At 62.1% G+C, this 16,978-nt stretch carries 14 protein-coding genes, 1 tRNA gene, 1 pseudogene, 1 riboswitch and 1 other annotated feature; of the genes and pseudogenes, 9 read left to right on the plus strand and 7 right to left on the minus strand.

The genetic code is table 11. The features are described 5' to 3' along the window. Positions 1-37: 37 nt before the first annotated feature. Complete coding sequence (locus PDO_RS23730) at positions 38-571, minus strand: GcrA family cell cycle regulator (protein ID WP_007607805.1); 534 nt, start codon at positions 569-571, stop codon at positions 38-40. Between the two features lie 437 nt (positions 572-1,008). Here PDO_RS23730 and PDO_RS23735 point away from each other — a divergent pair, with 437 nt between their 5' ends. The 3 genes from PDO_RS23735 to PDO_RS23745 all read left to right on the plus strand — a co-directional run bounded on the left by PDO_RS23735 (position 1,009) and on the right by PDO_RS23745 (position 4,263). Then, a complete protein-coding gene (locus PDO_RS23735; RefSeq protein ID WP_007607807.1) occupies positions 1,009-2,205 on the plus strand; it encodes an aspartate aminotransferase family protein in 1,197 nt (398 codons plus the stop codon). A gap of 24 nt (positions 2,206-2,229) precedes the next feature. Beyond that, positions 2,230-3,147 (plus strand): ornithine carbamoyltransferase, encoded by a 918-nt coding sequence (argF, locus tag PDO_RS23740; RefSeq protein ID WP_007607809.1) that lies wholly within the window; start codon positions 2,230-2,232, stop codon positions 3,145-3,147. A 126-nt stretch (positions 3,148-3,273) separates the two neighbouring features. After that, on the plus strand, positions 3,274-4,263 hold the full coding sequence (locus PDO_RS23745) for an Hsp33 family molecular chaperone (protein WP_007607811.1): 990 nt from the start codon (positions 3,274-3,276) through the stop codon (positions 4,261-4,263). Between the two features lie 121 nt (positions 4,264-4,384). Here the strand turns inward: PDO_RS23745 and PDO_RS23750 are convergent, their stop codons facing one another. Further along, complete coding sequence (locus tag PDO_RS23750) at positions 4,385-5,302, minus strand: alpha/beta fold hydrolase (protein ID WP_007607812.1); 918 nt, start codon at positions 5,300-5,302, stop codon at positions 4,385-4,387. Between the two features lie 238 nt (positions 5,303-5,540). Continuing rightward, positions 5,541-6,305: an SDR family oxidoreductase gene (locus PDO_RS23755; protein WP_007607813.1), complete on the minus strand. Its 765-nt coding sequence runs from the start codon at positions 6,303-6,305 to the stop codon at positions 5,541-5,543. A gap of 121 nt (positions 6,306-6,426) precedes the next feature. On the opposite strand from PDO_RS23755, the gene PDO_RS23760 reads away from it, so the two are divergent. Then, positions 6,427-7,329: a LysR family transcriptional regulator gene (locus tag PDO_RS23760; protein WP_007607814.1), complete on the plus strand. Its 903-nt coding sequence runs from the start codon at positions 6,427-6,429 to the stop codon at positions 7,327-7,329. 135 nt (positions 7,330-7,464) lie between these two features. Then, positions 7,465-7,520: a sequence feature (sul1 is cis-regulatory element that is thought to sense ions involved in sulfur or methionine metabolism; They are found in Alphaproteobacteria), on the plus strand. 64 nt (positions 7,521-7,584) lie between these two features. Continuing rightward, positions 7,585-9,054 (plus strand): SulP family inorganic anion transporter, encoded by a 1,470-nt coding sequence (locus PDO_RS23765; protein WP_007607815.1) that lies wholly within the window; start codon positions 7,585-7,587, stop codon positions 9,052-9,054. Between the two features lie 46 nt (positions 9,055-9,100). On the opposite strand, the gene apaG is transcribed toward PDO_RS23765, so the two are convergent. Both apaG and PDO_RS23775 read right to left on the minus strand, forming a co-directional pair. Further along, positions 9,101-9,493 (minus strand): Co2+/Mg2+ efflux protein ApaG, encoded by a 393-nt coding sequence (apaG, locus tag PDO_RS23770; protein ID WP_007607817.1) that lies wholly within the window; start codon positions 9,491-9,493, stop codon positions 9,101-9,103. Positions 9,494-9,685: 192 nt separating this feature from the next. Continuing rightward, the gene (locus tag PDO_RS23775; protein ID WP_007607819.1) at positions 9,686-10,864 is read right to left on the minus strand and encodes an O-succinylhomoserine sulfhydrylase; all 1,179 of its coding nucleotides are present in this window, start codon (positions 10,862-10,864) and stop codon (positions 9,686-9,688) included. A gap of 48 nt (positions 10,865-10,912) precedes the next feature. Then, positions 10,913-10,991, minus strand: a riboswitch (SAM riboswitch). 73 nt (positions 10,992-11,064) lie between these two features. On the opposite strand from PDO_RS23775, the gene PDO_RS23780 reads away from it, so the two are divergent. The 3 genes from PDO_RS23780 (at position 11,065) to PDO_RS23790 (ending at position 13,980) form a co-directional block, all read left to right on the plus strand. Then, a complete protein-coding gene (locus PDO_RS23780; RefSeq protein ID WP_007607820.1) occupies positions 11,065-12,162 on the plus strand; it encodes a 2'-deoxycytidine 5'-triphosphate deaminase in 1,098 nt (365 codons plus the stop codon). A gap of 66 nt (positions 12,163-12,228) precedes the next feature. After that, positions 12,229-12,302: transfer RNA gene (locus tag PDO_RS23785), tRNA-Gly, on the plus strand. A 118-nt stretch (positions 12,303-12,420) separates the two neighbouring features. Beyond that, a complete protein-coding gene (locus PDO_RS23790; protein ID WP_007607821.1) occupies positions 12,421-13,980 on the plus strand; it encodes a VOC family protein in 1,560 nt (519 codons plus the stop codon). Between the two features lie 49 nt (positions 13,981-14,029). Here PDO_RS23790 and PDO_RS29220 read toward each other — a convergent pair. Both PDO_RS29220 and PDO_RS23795 read right to left on the minus strand, forming a co-directional pair. After that, a pseudogene (locus PDO_RS29220) lies at positions 14,030-14,644 on the minus strand (glycosyltransferase family 2 protein); the annotation flags it as partial. Positions 14,645-14,659: 15 nt separating this feature from the next. Beyond that, positions 14,660-15,958: a glycosyltransferase gene (locus PDO_RS23795; protein WP_244426516.1), complete on the minus strand. Its 1,299-nt coding sequence runs from the start codon at positions 15,956-15,958 to the stop codon at positions 14,660-14,662. Between the two features lie 178 nt (positions 15,959-16,136). Between PDO_RS23795 and PDO_RS23800 the strand changes: the two genes are divergently transcribed. Beyond that, positions 16,137-16,973, plus strand: a complete 837-nt coding sequence (locus tag PDO_RS23800) for a transporter substrate-binding domain-containing protein (RefSeq protein WP_007607831.1) — start codon at positions 16,137-16,139, stop codon at positions 16,971-16,973. Positions 16,974-16,978 lie beyond the last annotated feature (5 nt).

Raw genomic sequence — 16,978 nt, forward strand, 5'->3', positions numbered from 1 at the left:
TCTTTGGGTTCGGCGCTCCGCCGTCAGCCGTTTGCCCTCAGCGGGCTGCCCTGCGACGTTCGCTTACCGGCTGGTAGGCCATCTTGGCATGATAGCCGCAATACGGCGACGCATCGTTGATTTCGCAACCGCAGAAGTGGAAGTCATCCTTCATCGGGTCGCCGATCGGCCACTTGCATGTGCGCTCGGTCAGTTCGGTCAATGCCAGGCGACGCGAAATGGGGACCACGACATTCGACGGACGCGAAACTTCGGCTTCCTCGAAGATATCGACTTCGATCTCTTCCTTCAGCATGTTGCCGCCGGCCGCGCGGGTCACGGTACGGGTGGTTGTCGCGGTACGGCCCTGGAACGTGGTCGGGCGCTGTGTAGCCGGTGCCGGGCGCTTGGCCGGGCGGGCTGCCGAGGTGCTGCCGCCTGCCTTGGCGCGGCCCGGCAGGTTCAGCCGGTGTACCTTGCCGATGACGGCATTGCGGCTGACGCCGCCCAATTGCGCTGCGATCTGGCTCGCGCTCAGGCCTTCGGCCCAGAGGCGCTTTAGTCTCTCGACGCGTTCATCAGTCCAATTCATGCCGTATTTCTCCGCCGCTCGCGTGTATGATGGCAGAATCCCTCACCGTTGCTTCGAACGAATTCGAAACAAAAACCGCCTCGTTACTGTCGGTGACTATTTCCGCCGCATTGCTCAATTTATTGAATGTTAACCTACTGGTCGGGTGACTCTGTGACAAGAGTCGCGGGAATCATCTCGAATCGATTTCGCGGTTTTCCCCAACTTGCTTCCCGAGTGAGTCAAGTCTGCAACACTCCCAAACCGCGTCTGCGGCATGACGTCCGGTGCTCGCCGCAATCACTTGCAGACCCTCATTTTCCTGTAAGTTTCGTTGACATTGCAGGGTTAAATGGGGATAGTGCGTCCGCCGCCGCAAGGCGGCATTTTTAATTTTTGACCTGCCCACAGGCGTCTCCGCTGCCGCTGGACGCCGCCAATCAAGGATGACCAACGCCATGGCCGAAGCGACGCCGCTTTATCAGACCTACAATCGAGCGCCTCTGCGTTTCGAGCGAGGCGAGGGCGTCTGGCTCATCACCGAGGGCGGCGATCGCTATCTCGATTTCGCCGCCGGCGTCGCCGTTAATTCGCTGGGGCACGCCCATCCGCATCTGGTCGAGGCGCTGAAGGCGCAGGCGGACAAGCTCTGGCATGTCTCCAATCTCTATGATGTGCCGGGCCAGGAAGCACTTGCCAAGCGCCTGACGGAGGCGACGTTTGCCGATCGGGTCTTCTTCACCAATTCCGGTGCCGAAGCGCTGGAATGCGCGATCAAGACCGCGCGCCGCTATCATTTCACCAAGGGCCATCCGGAGAAATTCCACATCATCACGATGGAAGGCGCCTTCCACGGCCGTACCATCGCGACGATCGCCGCCGGTGGCCAGGAAAAATATCTCGAAGGCTTCGGCCCCAAGGCCCCGGGCTTCGATCAGGTTCCGTTTGGCGATATCGACGCCGTCAAGGCGACCATCTCCGATGCGACGGCGGCCATTCTTGTCGAGCCGGTTCAGGGCGAGGGCGGCATCCGCGCCATTGCCGTCGAGATGCTGCGCGAACTGCGCGCCATCTGCGACGAACATGATCTGCTGTTGATCCTCGACGAAGTGCAGTCAGGCGTCGGCCGCACCGGCAAGTTCTTCGCCCATGAATGGTCGGGCATTACGCCGGACATCATGGCGGTGGCCAAGGGCATCGGCGGCGGCTTCCCACTCGGCGCCTGCCTCGCCACCGAAGAGGCCTCCATCGGCATGAAGGCCGGCACCCACGGCTCGACCTATGGCGGCAATCCGCTCGCCATGGCGGTCGGCAATGCCGTGCTCGATGTCGTGCTGGCCGATGGTTTCCTCGACCAGGTCCGCGATGTAGCACTCGTCTTCCGCCAGGGGCTGGCCTCGCTGCAGGATCGTTTCCCCGATGTCATCGCGGAAATCCGCGGCGAAGGCCTGATGCTGGGCATTAAGGCCAAGGGACCGAATACCGAACTGCTGATGGCCATGCGCGACCAGCACCTTCTCGGAGTGCCGGCAGGCGACAACGTCATCCGGCTCCTTCCGCCGCTCGTGACGACGGCGGAAGAGGCGCGCGACGGCCTGCGTCGCATCGAGCTTGCCGCAGAGCAGGTTCGTCACAAGGCCGCAGCAATCGCTTGAAACGCGCAGGACAGGTAGACATTCATGGCATCTCCGAAGCACTTCCTCGATCTCTCCGCCGTATCCTCCATGGACCTTCGCTCCATGATGGACGATGCGCGCAGCCGCAAGCAGGCGACCAAGGCCGGCACGGCTGACAAGCCGCTGGCCGGCAAGATGCTGGCGATGATCTTCGAGAAGCCGTCCACCCGCACCCGCGTTTCCTTCGATGTCGGCATGCGCCAGCTCGGCGGCGAGACGCTGTTCCTGTCGGGCACCGAAATGCAGCTCGGCCGTGCCGAGACCATCGGCGACACCGCCAAGGTCCTGTCGCGTTATGTCGATGCGATCATGATCCGCACCACCGACCATTCCCGCCTGCTGGAAATGGCCGAACATGCGACGGTTCCGGTGATCAACGCCCTGACCGACCTCACGCATCCCTGCCAGATCATGGCCGATATCCTGACCATCGAGGAACATCGTGGCCCGATCGCCGGCAAGACGCTCGCCTGGACCGGCGACGGCAACAATGTGCTGCATTCGCTCGTCGAAGGTGCTGCCCGTTTCGGCTACAAGATGAACATGGCCGTGCCGCTCGGCTCGGAGCCGGATGACAAGATCCTCAACTGGGCCCGCAACAATGGCGGCGAGATCATGCTGTGCCATGATGCCGAGCGCGCCGTCGAAGGTGTCGATGCGGTCATCACGGACACCTGGATCTCGATGAACCAGGAACACAAGGCGCGCGGCCACAATGTCTTCCAGCCCTTCCAGGTCAATGCGGCGCTGATGAAGAAGGCCAGTAGCGAGGCCCTGTTCCTGCATTGCCTTCCCGCCCATCGCGGCGAGGAAGTGACGGATGAGGTCATCGATGGTCCGCAGTCGGTCGTCTTCGACGAGGCGGAAAACCGCCTGCATGCACAAAAGTCCATTCTCGCTTGGTGCCTCGGCGCCATCTGAAGGCCATGGATGCGGGGTCTTGTCGCCCCGCTTGACCTTTGACGGCGGCGATACCATCTGAGCGCTTTCTCATGGGGCTGCTTTTGCGGCTCTGCTTTTCGCGCCGCCGGCGCACGGAGTACATTCATGTCGAACAAACAAGCCGAGCTCGGCGAATTCGGTTTCGCCGGTGATGATCGTGTTGTGCCCTTCCAGGTCGAAGGCCTCGACGTGCGCGGTCGCGCCGTCCAGGTCGGCCCGCTGGTCAACACCATCCTCGATCGCCATGCCTATCCGCAGCCCGTCGCCCGCCTGCTGGCGGAAGCGATCGTGCTGACGGTGCTAATCGGCACCTCACTGAAATTCGACGGCAAATTCACCGTCCAGACCAAGGGCGATGGCCCGGTCGATCTGCTGGTTGCCGATTTTTCGACGCCGGAAAGCGTCCGCGCCTATGCACGCTTCAACGAGGACGCGCTGGCCGAGGCGGTGGCAGAAGGTCGGACCTCGCCGGAACAACTGCTCGGCAATGGCGTGCTCGCCTTCACCATCGACCAGGGCGCGTTCATGCAGCCATATCAGGGCATCGTGCCGCTCGACGGCTCGTCGCTCGAGGATATCGCTGGCGTCTACTTCCGTCAGTCGGAACAGATCCCGACGCGGGTGCGCCTCGGTGCCGCCGAACTCTTCGACCGCGACGAGAACGGCAAGCCGCGCCGTACCTGGCGGGCAGGCGGCCTGATCGCCCAGTTCCTGCCGGAAGCACCCGACCGCATGCGCCTGCCGGATCTGCATGGCGGTGATGGCGACGAACGCGATTTTGAGGTTTCGCATGACGACGCCTGGGAAGAAGCGCGCATGCTGGTCGACACCATCGATGCCGACGAACTCACCGACCCGCAGGTCGGCATCGAGCGCCTGCTGTTTCGCCTGTTCCACGAGCGCGGCGTTCGTGCCTACGCCCCGCAGGCCGTCTACGACCGCTGCAGCTGCTCGCGCGACAAGATCAAGGGTGTGCTTCAGGGCTTCTCGGCAGAAGAGATCGAGTCCAGCACCGAGGACGGCAAGATCACCGTCACCTGCGAGTTCTGCTCGACCAGCTATGACTACGAGCCTGCGGAAGTCGTCGCAGCGTAGTGATCGCCACTGACATGCAGAAAGGCCGGGGTGATCCGGCCTTTCGCGTGACTGTGATCCAGAGATAACCGGGGCCAGCTTGCGCATGACCCCGGGGTTCCGAACAACGATGGGCGGGTGATCAGCGCCCGCTCTCCTGAAACGAACGCACCATGGTGATCGTGGCAGAGGGGTTTTCCTCCATGATCCAGTGGCCCGAGTCCGGGATAACGCCCTCGGCCACATCGGTTGCCGCCGACCGCATGACGGTCGCCATCATCGGGCCAAAGGACTTTTCGCCACCGATCGCCAGGACCGGCATGGCAAGCTTGCCATTCTTTGCCAGAATGGCCTTGTTGTCGATCGCATCCTGGTCGAAGGCGGCAAACTGGGCGAAGCCGGAATGCATGGCGCCCGGCAAGGCATAGAGCTTCGCATAATGCGCACGGGATTCTTCGGTAAAGCGATCCGGCGTTGCCGAAAACTCGTTCCAGAAACGGTCGAGATAAATGCGTTCGCGTCCGGCCACGAGCCTTTCCATGTCCGGACCACCGAAGCGGAAATGCCACAGCAGCGGGTTCTTCAGGACCTCTTCCCACGGGCCAACCCCCGGGACGGGAGCGTCAATCAGGACGAAACGGGTCACGCGGTCCGGATGCCGGGCGGCAAACGCAAATCCAACCATATTGCCGATGTCATGCGTGACCAGGTCGGCACGGTCGATATCGAGCGCATCCAGCACGCCCGCGACGTCTGCGGCCTGGGTCATCTTGTCGAAGCCGGCATCGGGTTTCGACGAGAGGCCGAGCCCGCGCAGATCCGGAACGATCACCGTATGGTCGCGCGCAAGATCGGCGGCCATCGGCGCCCACATGTCGCCGGTTTCACCGTAACCGTGCAGCAGCACGGCGGCAGGTCCCTTGCCGCCGACCCGGACGTGGATCGTGGCACCATTCGTTGTAATGTCCTGGGTCTTGAACGATGCCGGAAAGTCCGGCATCTCGGCCAAAGAAGGCGTTGCAGACAGTATGGCTGCAAAGGCGGCAATCAATTTCAGCATGGCACTTCTCCTGTTTGTTGGGAGGACGGTCGTCTGGCCGTCGCTTTCGCCCCTGGTAATTTCGGTATAGCATCGGCTCGGCGTTCGGATTAGCCGCCCGAAGGTGGAGCTACATTCCGGAAATGCCGAACAATCATCGTCCACCCGGCAGGCTGTCGTGCCTGAGCTTTGACGCGCACTCAGCCGGATGATCGAACGTGCAAAGGGCGACGGGTTCGATCGTCGCCCCTGATGCTGCTCAGGTGCGTGTGATCGATGCACCGCCATCGACGAGCGAAGCCGTGCCGGTGACAAAGCTTGAATCGTCCGAGGCAAGATAAAGAACCGAGCGGGCCAGTTCCTCGGGCGTGGCAACCCGCTTCAATGCATGCAATCCGGTAATAAAGGCCTGCTTTTCAGCCGTGTCATTCATGTCGCGATACATGTCCGTATCGACGGCACCGGGCAGGATCGCATTGATCCGCACATTCTTCGGGCCATATTCGGCGGCCAGCGCCTGGGTCAGGCCGATCAGCCCCGACTTGCTGGCAGCATAGGCTGCAACGCCGGGGAAGGCAAAGCTGTAGCCAACGAAGGTCGAGGTGAAGATGATCGAACCGCCGCCGTTGTTTTCCATCGCGCCGACCTGGTGCTTGGCGGCCAGGAAAGAAGCCGTAAGGTTGATCGCCAGCGTATCGGTAAATCCGGCTTCCGAGACACCGGTGCTCGGTCCGGCTTCGCCCAGCGTGCCGGCGTTGTTGAAGGCGATGTCGAGTTTGCCGAAGCGTTCGACGGCTGTGGCAACGAGAAGCTTGTGATAGTCCTCCGAGCGCACATCGCCGGCAATGGCGACCGCCGTTCCGCCGAGCGCCTCGATTTCGGCCACGAGGCTGTCAAGCTCGGCCTGTCGGCGCGCGCCGACCACGACCTTTGCACCCTCGGCGGCAAAAAGCCGGGCGGTTGCGCGGCCAATGCCGGAGCTTGCGCCGGTAACGATTGCGACTTTGTTGTTCAAGCGTGTCATCTCAGTTCTCCTGGATATGTGGCGACGTTTTGCCGCCGGTTTCGATGACCAGAAGATGGCATTTCCGCATCGTTCGGATTAGTCTCCAGGTGTTGGAACTGGAATCCGGAAATACCGAACAATGATCAAGACGGAATGCATCCTGGCCTTTGTCGCGATTGTCGAGGAGGGGTCGATCAGCGAAGCCGCAAGACGACTCCGCCTATCGAAATCGGTGGTCAGCGACAGGCTTTCCGAACTGGAAAAGACCTTGGGTGGTGTGCTTCTGCATCGCACGACGCGCAAGCTCTCGCTGACTGAGGACGGAACGTCGTTTCTGGAGCGCGCCCGTCGCATCAGTCGCGAGATCGAAGAGGCGACCGCCGACATGTCGGAGCGACGGGGCACGCTTGCCGGACCGGTGCGCATCGCAGCACCCGTCACCTTCGGCCGCATGCACCTGGGGCCCGCACTCTATCCATTCCTCGCCCAGCACCCGGAACTCGAATTGACGCTGGATATCGACGATCGCCGCGTCGATGCCTTCTCCGCCGGCTATGATGCGATCATCCGCCATGGCCCCATCATGGATTCACGCCTCGTCGCCTGGAAGCTCGCGCCCAGCCGGCGCATGCTGTGTGCATCCTCGGCCTATCTGGAAAGCCATGGCACGCCGAAAACCCTGCGCGATCTGGAAAGCCACAGGGGGCTTTTCTACACCAATCGCGGCATCGCAGACTGGCGCTTCCAGACAGAGGCCGGCGTCGAGATCGTGCGCGCCACGCTGGCGCTGGGCATGAACAATGGTGACATGTTGCGCGATGCCGCCATCGCCGGTCTCGGCATTGCCATGCTCCCACCCTTCATCGCGGCCCCGGCGATCCGGGATGGCCTGCTGCAGGAGATCAAGATCGACCATACCCCGGAACCGGAATTCATCTATCTCGCCTATCCGCAGGGCAAGAAGCCTTCCGCCAAGGTCACGGCGATCGTCAACCATCTCCGGCAGGCCTTCGGCAGTCCGCCTTATTGGGAAGTCGATTGAGGCTTGCTGCGGCGATGCCGCAGTCGGCTGTTTGTCAGCGCAGGAAGCTATGGCTGAACCCGAATGACCCGGCGCAGGGTCTGCCATTGCCAATCTTGTCATCTCGCCGTTCCCGCGCTACAAGCCTTGCATTCGCAAGGACCCGGTGAAACTCCGGGTGGCTCTTCTGGCCGCCAATCCGCCAGACAACACAGCAACGCAACCCTCCCCCTTGGCTGATATCCCTCGGCCAGTTGCCTTTACCTGTGGAATCCCATGTCAAATCTGTCTTCCTACCGCCGCGAGTGGTCCGCCAATCCCATGCGCGAAATGCTCGCCGGCGCCGTCGCCACCTTCGCGCTGATTCCCGAAGTCATCGCCTTTTCCTTCGTTGCGGGCGTCGATCCGCAAGTCGGCCTGTTTGCCTCCTTCGTCATCGGCATCGTCATTGCCTTTACCGGCGGCCGCCCGGCGATGATTTCGGCCGCTGCCGGTTCGGTCGCGCTTGTCGTCGCGCCGCTGGTGCATACGCATGGGCTGCAATATCTGCTTGCCGCCGGGCTTTTGGCCGGTCTCTTCCAGATCCTGTTCGGCGTGCTGCGTCTCGGCGTCTTGATGCGCTTTGTGTCGAAATCGGTGCGCACCGGTTTCGTCAACGCACTCGCCATCCTGATCTTTGCAGCACAACTGCCGCATATCGTCCACGGCGACTGGATCGCCTATGCCATGCTGGCAGCAGGCCTTGCCATCATCTATCTCGTGCCACGCATCACGACGGCCATTCCCTCGCCACTGATCTGCATTCTTGTGCTGACAGCGGCAGCCGTTGCCTTCGATCTGCCGGTGATGACCATCGCCGATCTCGGCAAGCTGCCGGATTCGCTCCCGGTCTTTGGCTGGCCCTCGGTGCCGTTGACGCTGGAAACATTGTCGATCATCGCCGGCCCGGCGCTCGCCATCGCCATGGTCGGCCTGCTGGAATCGATGATGACGGCGAGCGTCGTCGACGACCTCACCGACACGCCAAGCTCGAAGAACCGCGAATGCACAGGCCTCGGTATTGCCAACACGGCAGCCAGCCTGTTTGGCGGTATCGCCGGTTGCGGCATGATCGGTCAGACGGTCAGCAATGTGAAATACGGCGGACGCGGTCGCCTGTCGACACTGTTTGCCGGCGCCTTTTTGCTGGTTCTGATGGTGCTGCTGAAGCCCTGGGTGTCGCAAGTGCCGGTGGCGGCATTGGTTGCCATCATGGTCATGGTCTCGATCGATACGTTCGACTGGTCGTCGCTGCGCGCCGTCGTCATCCATCCGAAGATGTCGAGCACCGTCATGGTCGCGACCGTCGTCGTCACGGTGTTCACCGCGAACCTAGCGCTTGGTGTCTTCGTCGGCGTGCTCTTGAGCGGCGTCTTCTTCACCTTCAAGGTCGCGCGCCTGCTGAAAGTCGAAGAGCAAGCTGATACCGCGGCCAACCGTTTGACCTACCGCGTCTCCGGTCAGATCTTCTTCGCCTCCGCCGATGTCTTCATCGACGCCTTCGACATCGAGGACGCCACCGGCATGACCGCTGTCATCGACGTGTCGGACGCGCATTTCTGGGACATCACCGCAGTGGCCGCTCTCGATCGTGTCGTCCAGCGCTTCCGGGCGCATGACATAACCGTCGACGTCGTCGGCCTCAATCAGGCCAGCGCGACCCTGATCGGCAGCCTCGACGGCGGCGAACGTCTGAAGGAAGTGTAGGCAATCGGCGGCCGTCGTTGCCAAACATGGCGCGGCGGACGAGCGCTCAGTTGAGCGTACGGCTCATGCCGGGACTGTCGAGCGAAAAGGCAGGGATGTCCACGTCAAAGGCTTCCCCGTCGTCGGTTTCCATACGGTAGGTGCCATGCATCATGCCCGACGGTGTGTCGAGCGGACAGCCGGAGGAATATTCATAGGTATCGCCCGGGCTGAGGCGGGGTTGTTCGCCCACGACTCCGGGGCCGCTGACTTCATCCACCTGGCCATTCTGGTCGGTGATATGCCAGTAGCGATGGGTCAGCCGCACGGACTTTCCGGAGTGATTGGCAATGACGATGCGGTAGCCCCAAACATAACGGCTGTCATCCGGATCGGACTGCTCCTCCAGATAATAAGGCTCGACGCTGACTTCGATGTCCCGTGTCAGAGCGCGATACATGCCTGAACCTTCTGAATGCTTCATTACCAACATTAAACTAGTCTTCGTGGAAGGCAGCGCAAGGTCCTGCTGTCCGGAGCGAATTAATAAGCCGATTGCATATTAGCCTATATCACCGCGTCAAGGGCAAGTGCCCGGTCACGCGCGCGCGCGTGGCCGGACTTTTTTTGGTTTCGGTTATCGCGGCAGGCCTCAAATCCCCTTAAGGGCCTGAGCGAAATCCTCGAGCAGATCGGTGGTGTCCTCGATACCGCAGGAGAGCCGCACCGTACCGCCCGACATGCCGAGTTCAGCGCGGGCCTCATCGCTCAGGTTCTTGTGTGTCGTCGTTGCCGGATGGGTGATCAGGCTCTTGGCGTCGCCGAGATTGTTGGAGATCTTGACGATATCCAGCGCGTTCTGCAGCTTGAAGGCCGCGTCCTTGCCACCCTTCATCTCGAAGCATACCAGCGTCGAGCCGCCGCTCATCTGCTTGGCGACAAGGTCGGCCTGCGGATGGTCGGCGCGACCCGGATAGATCACCTTGGCAACAGCGCCCTGTTCGGCGAGGAAATCGGCAATTGCCGCAGCATTCGCCGTCTGCTGCTTGACGCGCAGCGGCAGAGTCTCGATGCCCTTCAGAAGCGTCCAGGCGTTGAACGGCGACATCGCCGGGCCGGTATGGCGGAAATAGTCCTGCAGGTTCTCGGTGATCCATTCCTTGTCGGACAGAACCACGCCACCGAGGCAGCGTCCCTGGCCGTCGATATGCTTGGTCGCCGAGTAGACGACGATATGCGCGCCGAGTTCGAGCGGCTTCTGGAACAGCGGCGTGGCAAACACATTGTCGACGATCAGCTTGGCGCCGATCTGATTGGCCAGCTTGGCAACGCCGGCAATGTCGACCACTTCCAGCGTCGGATTGGTCGGACTTTCGAGGAACATCACCTTGGTATTGGGGCGGATCGCCGCTTCCCAATTGGCGAGATCGCGGCCATCGACCAGCGTGAACTCGACGCCGTAGCGCGGCGCCAGAGTCTCGATGATGTAGCGGCAGGAGCCGAACAGGGCGCGCGCGGCAACGATATGGTCGCCGGCCTTGACCTGGCAGAGAATGGCCGCGGAAACGGCCGCCATGCCCGATGCCGTGGCGCGCGCATCTTCGGCGCCTTCCAGCATGCACATGCGCTTTTCGAACATGTCATTGGTCGGGCTGCCATAGCGGGCATAGATGAAACCGTCGGTCTCGCCCTTGAAGCGGGCTTCGGCCGCTTCCGAGCTGTCGTAGACGAAGCCCTGGGTCAGATAGATCGCTTCCGAGGTTTCGCCATACTGCGAGCGCAGTGTGCCACCATGGACGAGTTGGGTTGCCGGGCGCCAGTTCTTGCTCATGTCAGTGCCTTTTCAAACACAAAAAAACCGGTCGCGAAGACGGACCGGTTTACAAGTAACCCGGTCTATTTAGCCATTTGTTTAACGTGGCTGCAAGCCGACCGGCCAAATCACCACGGGATAAGCTTGCCATACGCCGAAGCTGGACTTGCGTCAATTCCTCGGGTTTGGTTTTGTCGGCCCCAAACAGGATAGAGAAAATGAGCAGTAAACCCGGGATATTGTCGGATCGCGCCATCGGCACGCTGTTTGGCACCGATCGGCTGAAAAGCGAGGTCATGCTGGATCATGATCAGATCCAGCCGGCAAGCCTGGACCTGCGCCTCGGCGGCAAGGCGATCCGTGTGCGCGCCAGCTTCATGCCGGGCCGGGGCCATACCGTGGCCGACAAGCTCGAGCGCCTGACCCTGCACGAGATCGATCTGGAAAACGGTGCCGTGCTCGAGACCGGCTGCGTCTACATCGTGCCTTTGATGGAAAGCCTCGATCTGCCGGCCGAGATCTCGGCCTCGGCCAATCCGAAAAGTTCGACCGGCCGTCTCGATATCTTCACCCGCGTCATGGTCGATTACGCCCAGGAATTCGACAAGGTGCCGGCCGGCTACAAGGGGCCGCTCTATCTCGAAATCTCGCCGCGCACCTTCCCGATCATCGTCCGTCGCGGTTCGCGCCTGTCGCAGATCCGTTTCCGCGTCGGCCATGCCCTCCTCGGCGAAAGCGAACTGCTCGACCTGCACAGAGCCGACACGCTGGTCGCCAGCGACATGCCGAATGTCTCGGGCGGCGGTATCGCCCTGTCGATCGATCTCAAGGGGTCCGGCCCGCAAGGTCTGATCGGCTATCGCGGCAAGCACCATACCTCGGTCATCGATGTCGATCTGAAGGGCGCCCATGAAGTCCTCGATTTCTGGGAACCGCTTTATAGCCGCGGCGCCGACGAACTGATCCTCGATCCGGACGAATTCTATATCCTCGTCTCCAACGAAGCCGTCCACGTGCCGCCGCTCTATGCGGCCGAGATGACGCCCTACGATCCACTGGTCGGCGAGTTCCGCGTCCACTATGCCGGCTTCTTCGATCCCGGCTTCGGCCATGCACCGGCCGGCGGCTCCGGCAGCCGCGCGGTTCTCGAAGTGCGCAGCCACGAAGTGCCTTTCATCCTCGAGCACGGTCAGGTCATCGGTCGCCTCGTCTATGAGCGCATGCAGGAGCGCCCCGAAGGCCTCTACGGCACCGGCCTCGGTTCCAACTACCAGGCGCAGGGCCTCAAGCTGTCGAAACACTTCCGCCTGCCATAAGTGACACCGTTTCTGCGAGACCGGCGCTTGACAGCGCCGGTGAACTGTTGGATTCCTCCCCCTGTCGCGGGTGTAGCTCAATGGTAGAGCAGCAGCTTCCCAAGCTGAATACGAGGGTTCGATTCCCTTCACCCGCTCCAGCCTGCTCTCACGAATATTCCTGATCGACACTGTGTCACCCTTTGGCCGTGGCATCAGTGCGTTCCACTGTCTGCAATTTGCTGTATGCAACGTCATGGAGACACAAAGAGAGAAACCATGACCAGCGGCCTGCACCACATCACCGCCATCACCCGCAAGATCCAGGCGAATGTCGATTTTTATCTCGGCTTTCTGGGACTTCGGCTGGTCAAGCGTACCGGCGGTTTCGAGGATGCCGCCCAGCTTCATCTGTTCTATGGCGATGCGACCGCCAGTGCCGGTTCGCTGGTGTCTTTCCTCGCCTGGGAAGACGGCGCACCTGGACGGGTCGGCCATGGTGCGCCCAGCGAGATTTCCTTTGCCATCGAAGCGTCGGCCATCGGCTTCTGGCTGACACGGGCCCTGCAGTTCGGCATCAAGGCGTCCGGCCCGTCGCTCGAGTTCGGCGAGCCGGTGCTGCGCCTGACCGATCCCGATGGCATCATCGTCAAGCTGGTCGGTGTGGCCGGCCTGATCCCCGGCAAGCCCTGGCTTGCCCCCGGCATTGCCGCGAAAGACGCCATCATCGGCCTGCGTGGAGCGACGCTTCTCTCCGAGCATCCGGCCGAAACCGCAGGTTTTCTGATCCGCTATGGCGATTTTGCCGAAAGCGCTAGCGAAGGTGCCGTGACGCGGCTTGCCTCCGGCGCCGGCCAGATCATCGATATCCGCGATGTCACGGGTTTTTGGCCCGCTATCCCCGGCACGGGCATGATCGACCATATCGCGCTGCGTCTGCCCGATCAGGCCGGTGTCGACCGGCAGGCTTTGAGCTTGGTCGCCGAAGGCCACGGCAATATCAATGTGCATGACCGGAAATATTTCTATTCGCTCTATGTGCGCGAGCCCGCTGGCAGCCTGATCGAACTGGCCAGCGACGGCCCGGGCTTCGATGTCGATGAGCCGATGGACCGTCTCGGCGAACAGCTGTTCATCCCCGAACATTTCAAGCTGGCCAATGAAGACATTACGCCCATGCTGCCGCAATTCGGCCTGCCCGGCGAGCCGCGCATCATCTATCGCGATCTGCCCTTTGTTCACCGCCTGCATGAGCCGGAGATGGCCGATGGATCGACCCTGATCCTCCTGCATGGCACGGGTGGCAACGAAGCCGACCTGCTGCCCTTCGGCCGCAAGCTTGGCCCGGATGCGCTTTTGATCGGCCTGCGCGGCCGCTCCACCGAGGAGGGCGTCGCTCGTTTCTTCCGGCGTTTCTCCGAGCTCACCTTCGACCAGAAGGACATCCGCTCGGAGGCCGAAGCCCTGTCCGCCTTTGTTGACGACGCCGTGCCCGCCTATGATCTCGACAGGCAGGACCTGACCTTAATCGGCTATTCGAACGGTGCCAATATGCTGGCCGCCGCCATGCTGCTCCATCCGGGTATTGCGACCACTTCCGTGCTTCTGCGCCCGATGCGGGTGCTGGAGGAAACCCCGGACGTGCGGCTGCCCGGCAGTCGCGTTCTGATCGTGTCCGGAAAGGAAGACCCTTATGCCGAACATGCGCTGGCGCTCGCAGACCAGCTGCGCTCGGTTGGCGCCAAGGTCAGCCACCGCGTCATTCCGGCCGGCCACGCCCTCGTGGCTGCGGACATCGACGTCGCCCAGGAATGGCTTGCGGACGGTGCGCAGGCCTGAATGTATCCGCAACGGTCAGCCCGCGGCGCCAGTGTCTGACGCGATCCGATCACGCCGCAAATACTGCGCCCTGTCCGTCGATCCTGGCGTTTGGCGCCAAGCTGCGCGACGGCAGATGCGGTGTCTTGCTCCAGTAGAACGGCCTGAGGCGAAGCTCGATCACGGCCTTCCACGCCGCAATCGAAATCGCCATCCAGTAGACCGGGATATACAGCCAGCAGCGGCCCAGACTGCTTTTTTCGCGCGGGCTCATCGGCATCGAGCCGGAGACATAAAACACGGCATAACTGCCGAGAATGTTGACCATGTCGATCGCCAGCATCACCTTGGTAAAGGCAGAGCTGTCGCTTGCCGGTGATTGCAGCATCGACAGCACCGACAGGGTGATGAAGCTGAGAAGTGCAGGGTGACTGAGCGCCGAGATCAGCATGCCACCGATCAGCAACTGGAAGACGAAGAAGGGCATGGGGCGCATCTCCCGCATCGTCCGGCGCGGATTGCGCATCAACACAAGCCAGGTCTGCAGCCAACCCTTGTACCAGCGTGTCCGTTGCCCGAGCCAGACCGGAAACCGTGTCGGCGCATCCTCCAGTGTCGGCAGCGTTAGGGTGGCTACCTCGTAGCCCATGCGATTGAGCCGCATGCCGAGATCGGCGTCTTCTGTGACGTTGAACGGATCCTATCCGCCGCAGCCGGTGAGGGCTGCGGTGCGAAAATGGTTGGAGGTGCCGCCCAGCGGGAGTGGCATGCGATAGAAGCCCAGCGCCGGCAACAGACGTCGAAACAGTGCCGCATATTCCAGCGCAAAGACCGCGCTCAGCCAGCTTTCCCCGCCATTGGCGATCACCAGCGGCGACTGCAGGCAGGCGAGCTTGTCCGAACTCAGGCGGAACCGGTGATAGGCCTCGCGCAACTGCTGCGGATGCGGCCTGTCCTCGGCGTCGTAGATGGTGATGAACTCGCCGCGTGCACCCGCCAGCGCATAGGTCAGCGCTTTGGGCTTGGTGCGCGGCTGCATTGCCGGGACTTCCACCACTTCGAAATGCGGTCCCGGACGAACCTTTGCGATTGCGGCCAGCGTCTCCAGGTCGTCAGCCTCGCAAACGAGCTTGATATCGAGCCGGCTGCGCGGCCAGTCGATCTCGTCCAGTGCCGCGATCAGCTGTGGCACAACCGCCGCCTCGCGGTAGATCGCCACCATCACGCTATAGATCGGCAGGGCCATGTCGGCGCTTTGCAGCATGGTCTCGTGCTCCGAGCCGTGGCGACGGGTATGCGCCAGGACGGCAAGCCGCAACATCAATCCACCGAGATGGAAAAGCGACAGGATCAGATGCAGGATAATCATGAGTAGTTGCGGCGCCAGCGCCAGCAGCATCAGCAGCCCGCTGATCAGCAGCCCGGCGGAAAAGCCCTGGTCGCCGGTCACCACCGTGCGCGCCGAAAGCGGCTGTGTCGCCTGGAACAGCCCGTGCACGGCGACCCGACCGCGTCGTTCGCCGCCGGCCTTCCACACCGCCCGTCGGATCGCGGAGGGAGTGGTGATCACGATCGTCTCGCCAAGGCAGGCGCTACGCTTCACCCGCGACGCCAGGCCTTCGATATGGGTAATTTTCGGCACAAGCGCGATCACCGGTGCCCGGCCGTTGCAATGCAACCGTACCAGGGTCGGTTCCTTCAGCTGGCAGTCCAGCGCCGGGCCGTCATTGATCATTCCGTCGGGAATCTCCGCGACAAACGGCAATCCAGCCATGCGTGCCAGCCCGCCGTAATAGGCTTCCTCGTCGATGGCCCCCGATGCGAGCACCTCGGTTTCGATACTGGTCCCAGTTACCGCAGCGCGCTGCGCCATGCAGGCGATCAACGGCTTGGAGATGCCGAGTGCCTTCAGCAGAAGGGCCTCATGGCGAAACCTGGCAAAGTCTCGCGTCCGCGCCGCGCTGACTGCGCCTCGCTCTGAACGGCCCGTGTCTGGCAATCGGTGCGCGACAAGCCGCGCGAACCCATATTCCCTCGTCCACATGAACCTGATACACGTCACCGACCACAGATGACGTCCCCAATGACCCCGGTATGTGATGATACGGATACGCGCAGAAGTTACATCCCTAGATTTATATGGGTTGTGTTCCTGGCTTTGTCGATTTTCCCTGCTTATGCTCGTCATGCTTGGAGCACCCGTTCATGCGCAGGCCCCTGCCACGCAGGCTCAAAGTGAATCGACGGGCGATCTGCCGGTGCTCTTCGATGCCCGCGAACGACTGGCGCGGCCGGACGTCAACGAGATCCTGCGCCTGCGCTTCCTGACCACGACGGATTTTCCGCCCTTCAATTTCACCGATCAGACCGGCCGGCTGGCTGGTTTCCACATCGATCTCGCCCGCGCATTGTGCGCCGAACTCGGCCTGGAGGCGAAATGCCAGATCCAGGCGCTTCCCTATGCGCAGTTGCAGGAGGCGCTGGAAGCCGGTCAGGGTGATGCGGTTCTGGCCGGTGTGGCGGTCACGGCGGCCCTCCGCCAGCGTTTCGTCTTCAGCCGGCCCTATATGCTCCTGCCGGCGCGGTTCATCCGCCATCGCGATACGCAATTGCCCCGCCAGGACGCCGCCTCCCTGTTCGGTCGTCCCGTCGGCGTGCTGACCGGTACGGCGCATGAGGCGATGCTGAAAGCCTTCTTCCCCGACATCAAGCCTGTGACATTTGAAACCCGCGAGACGCTGCTGTCGGCGCTGAAGGATAAGAAGATCGACGCCGCCTTTGCCGATGCCCTGCAACTGTCCTTCTGGACGCAGAGCCCGGCGGCCGGCAATTGCTGTATGCTGTTTGACGGCCCTTACCTGTCGGAAAGGTTTCTCGGCGAGGGCATGACCATCATGCTCGGCCCGCAGGGCGGCACGCTGGCCGCAGCCCTCGACAGCGCACTTGCGGCCCTGTCGCGTGATGGCCGGCTGGAAGAGATCTATCTGCGCTACTTCCCCTCCGGCCTCTATTGAGGCCG

Source organism: Rhizobium sp. PDO1-076, from assembly GCF_000247475.1.
Classification (GTDB): Bacteria; Pseudomonadota; Alphaproteobacteria; order Rhizobiales; family Rhizobiaceae; genus Allorhizobium.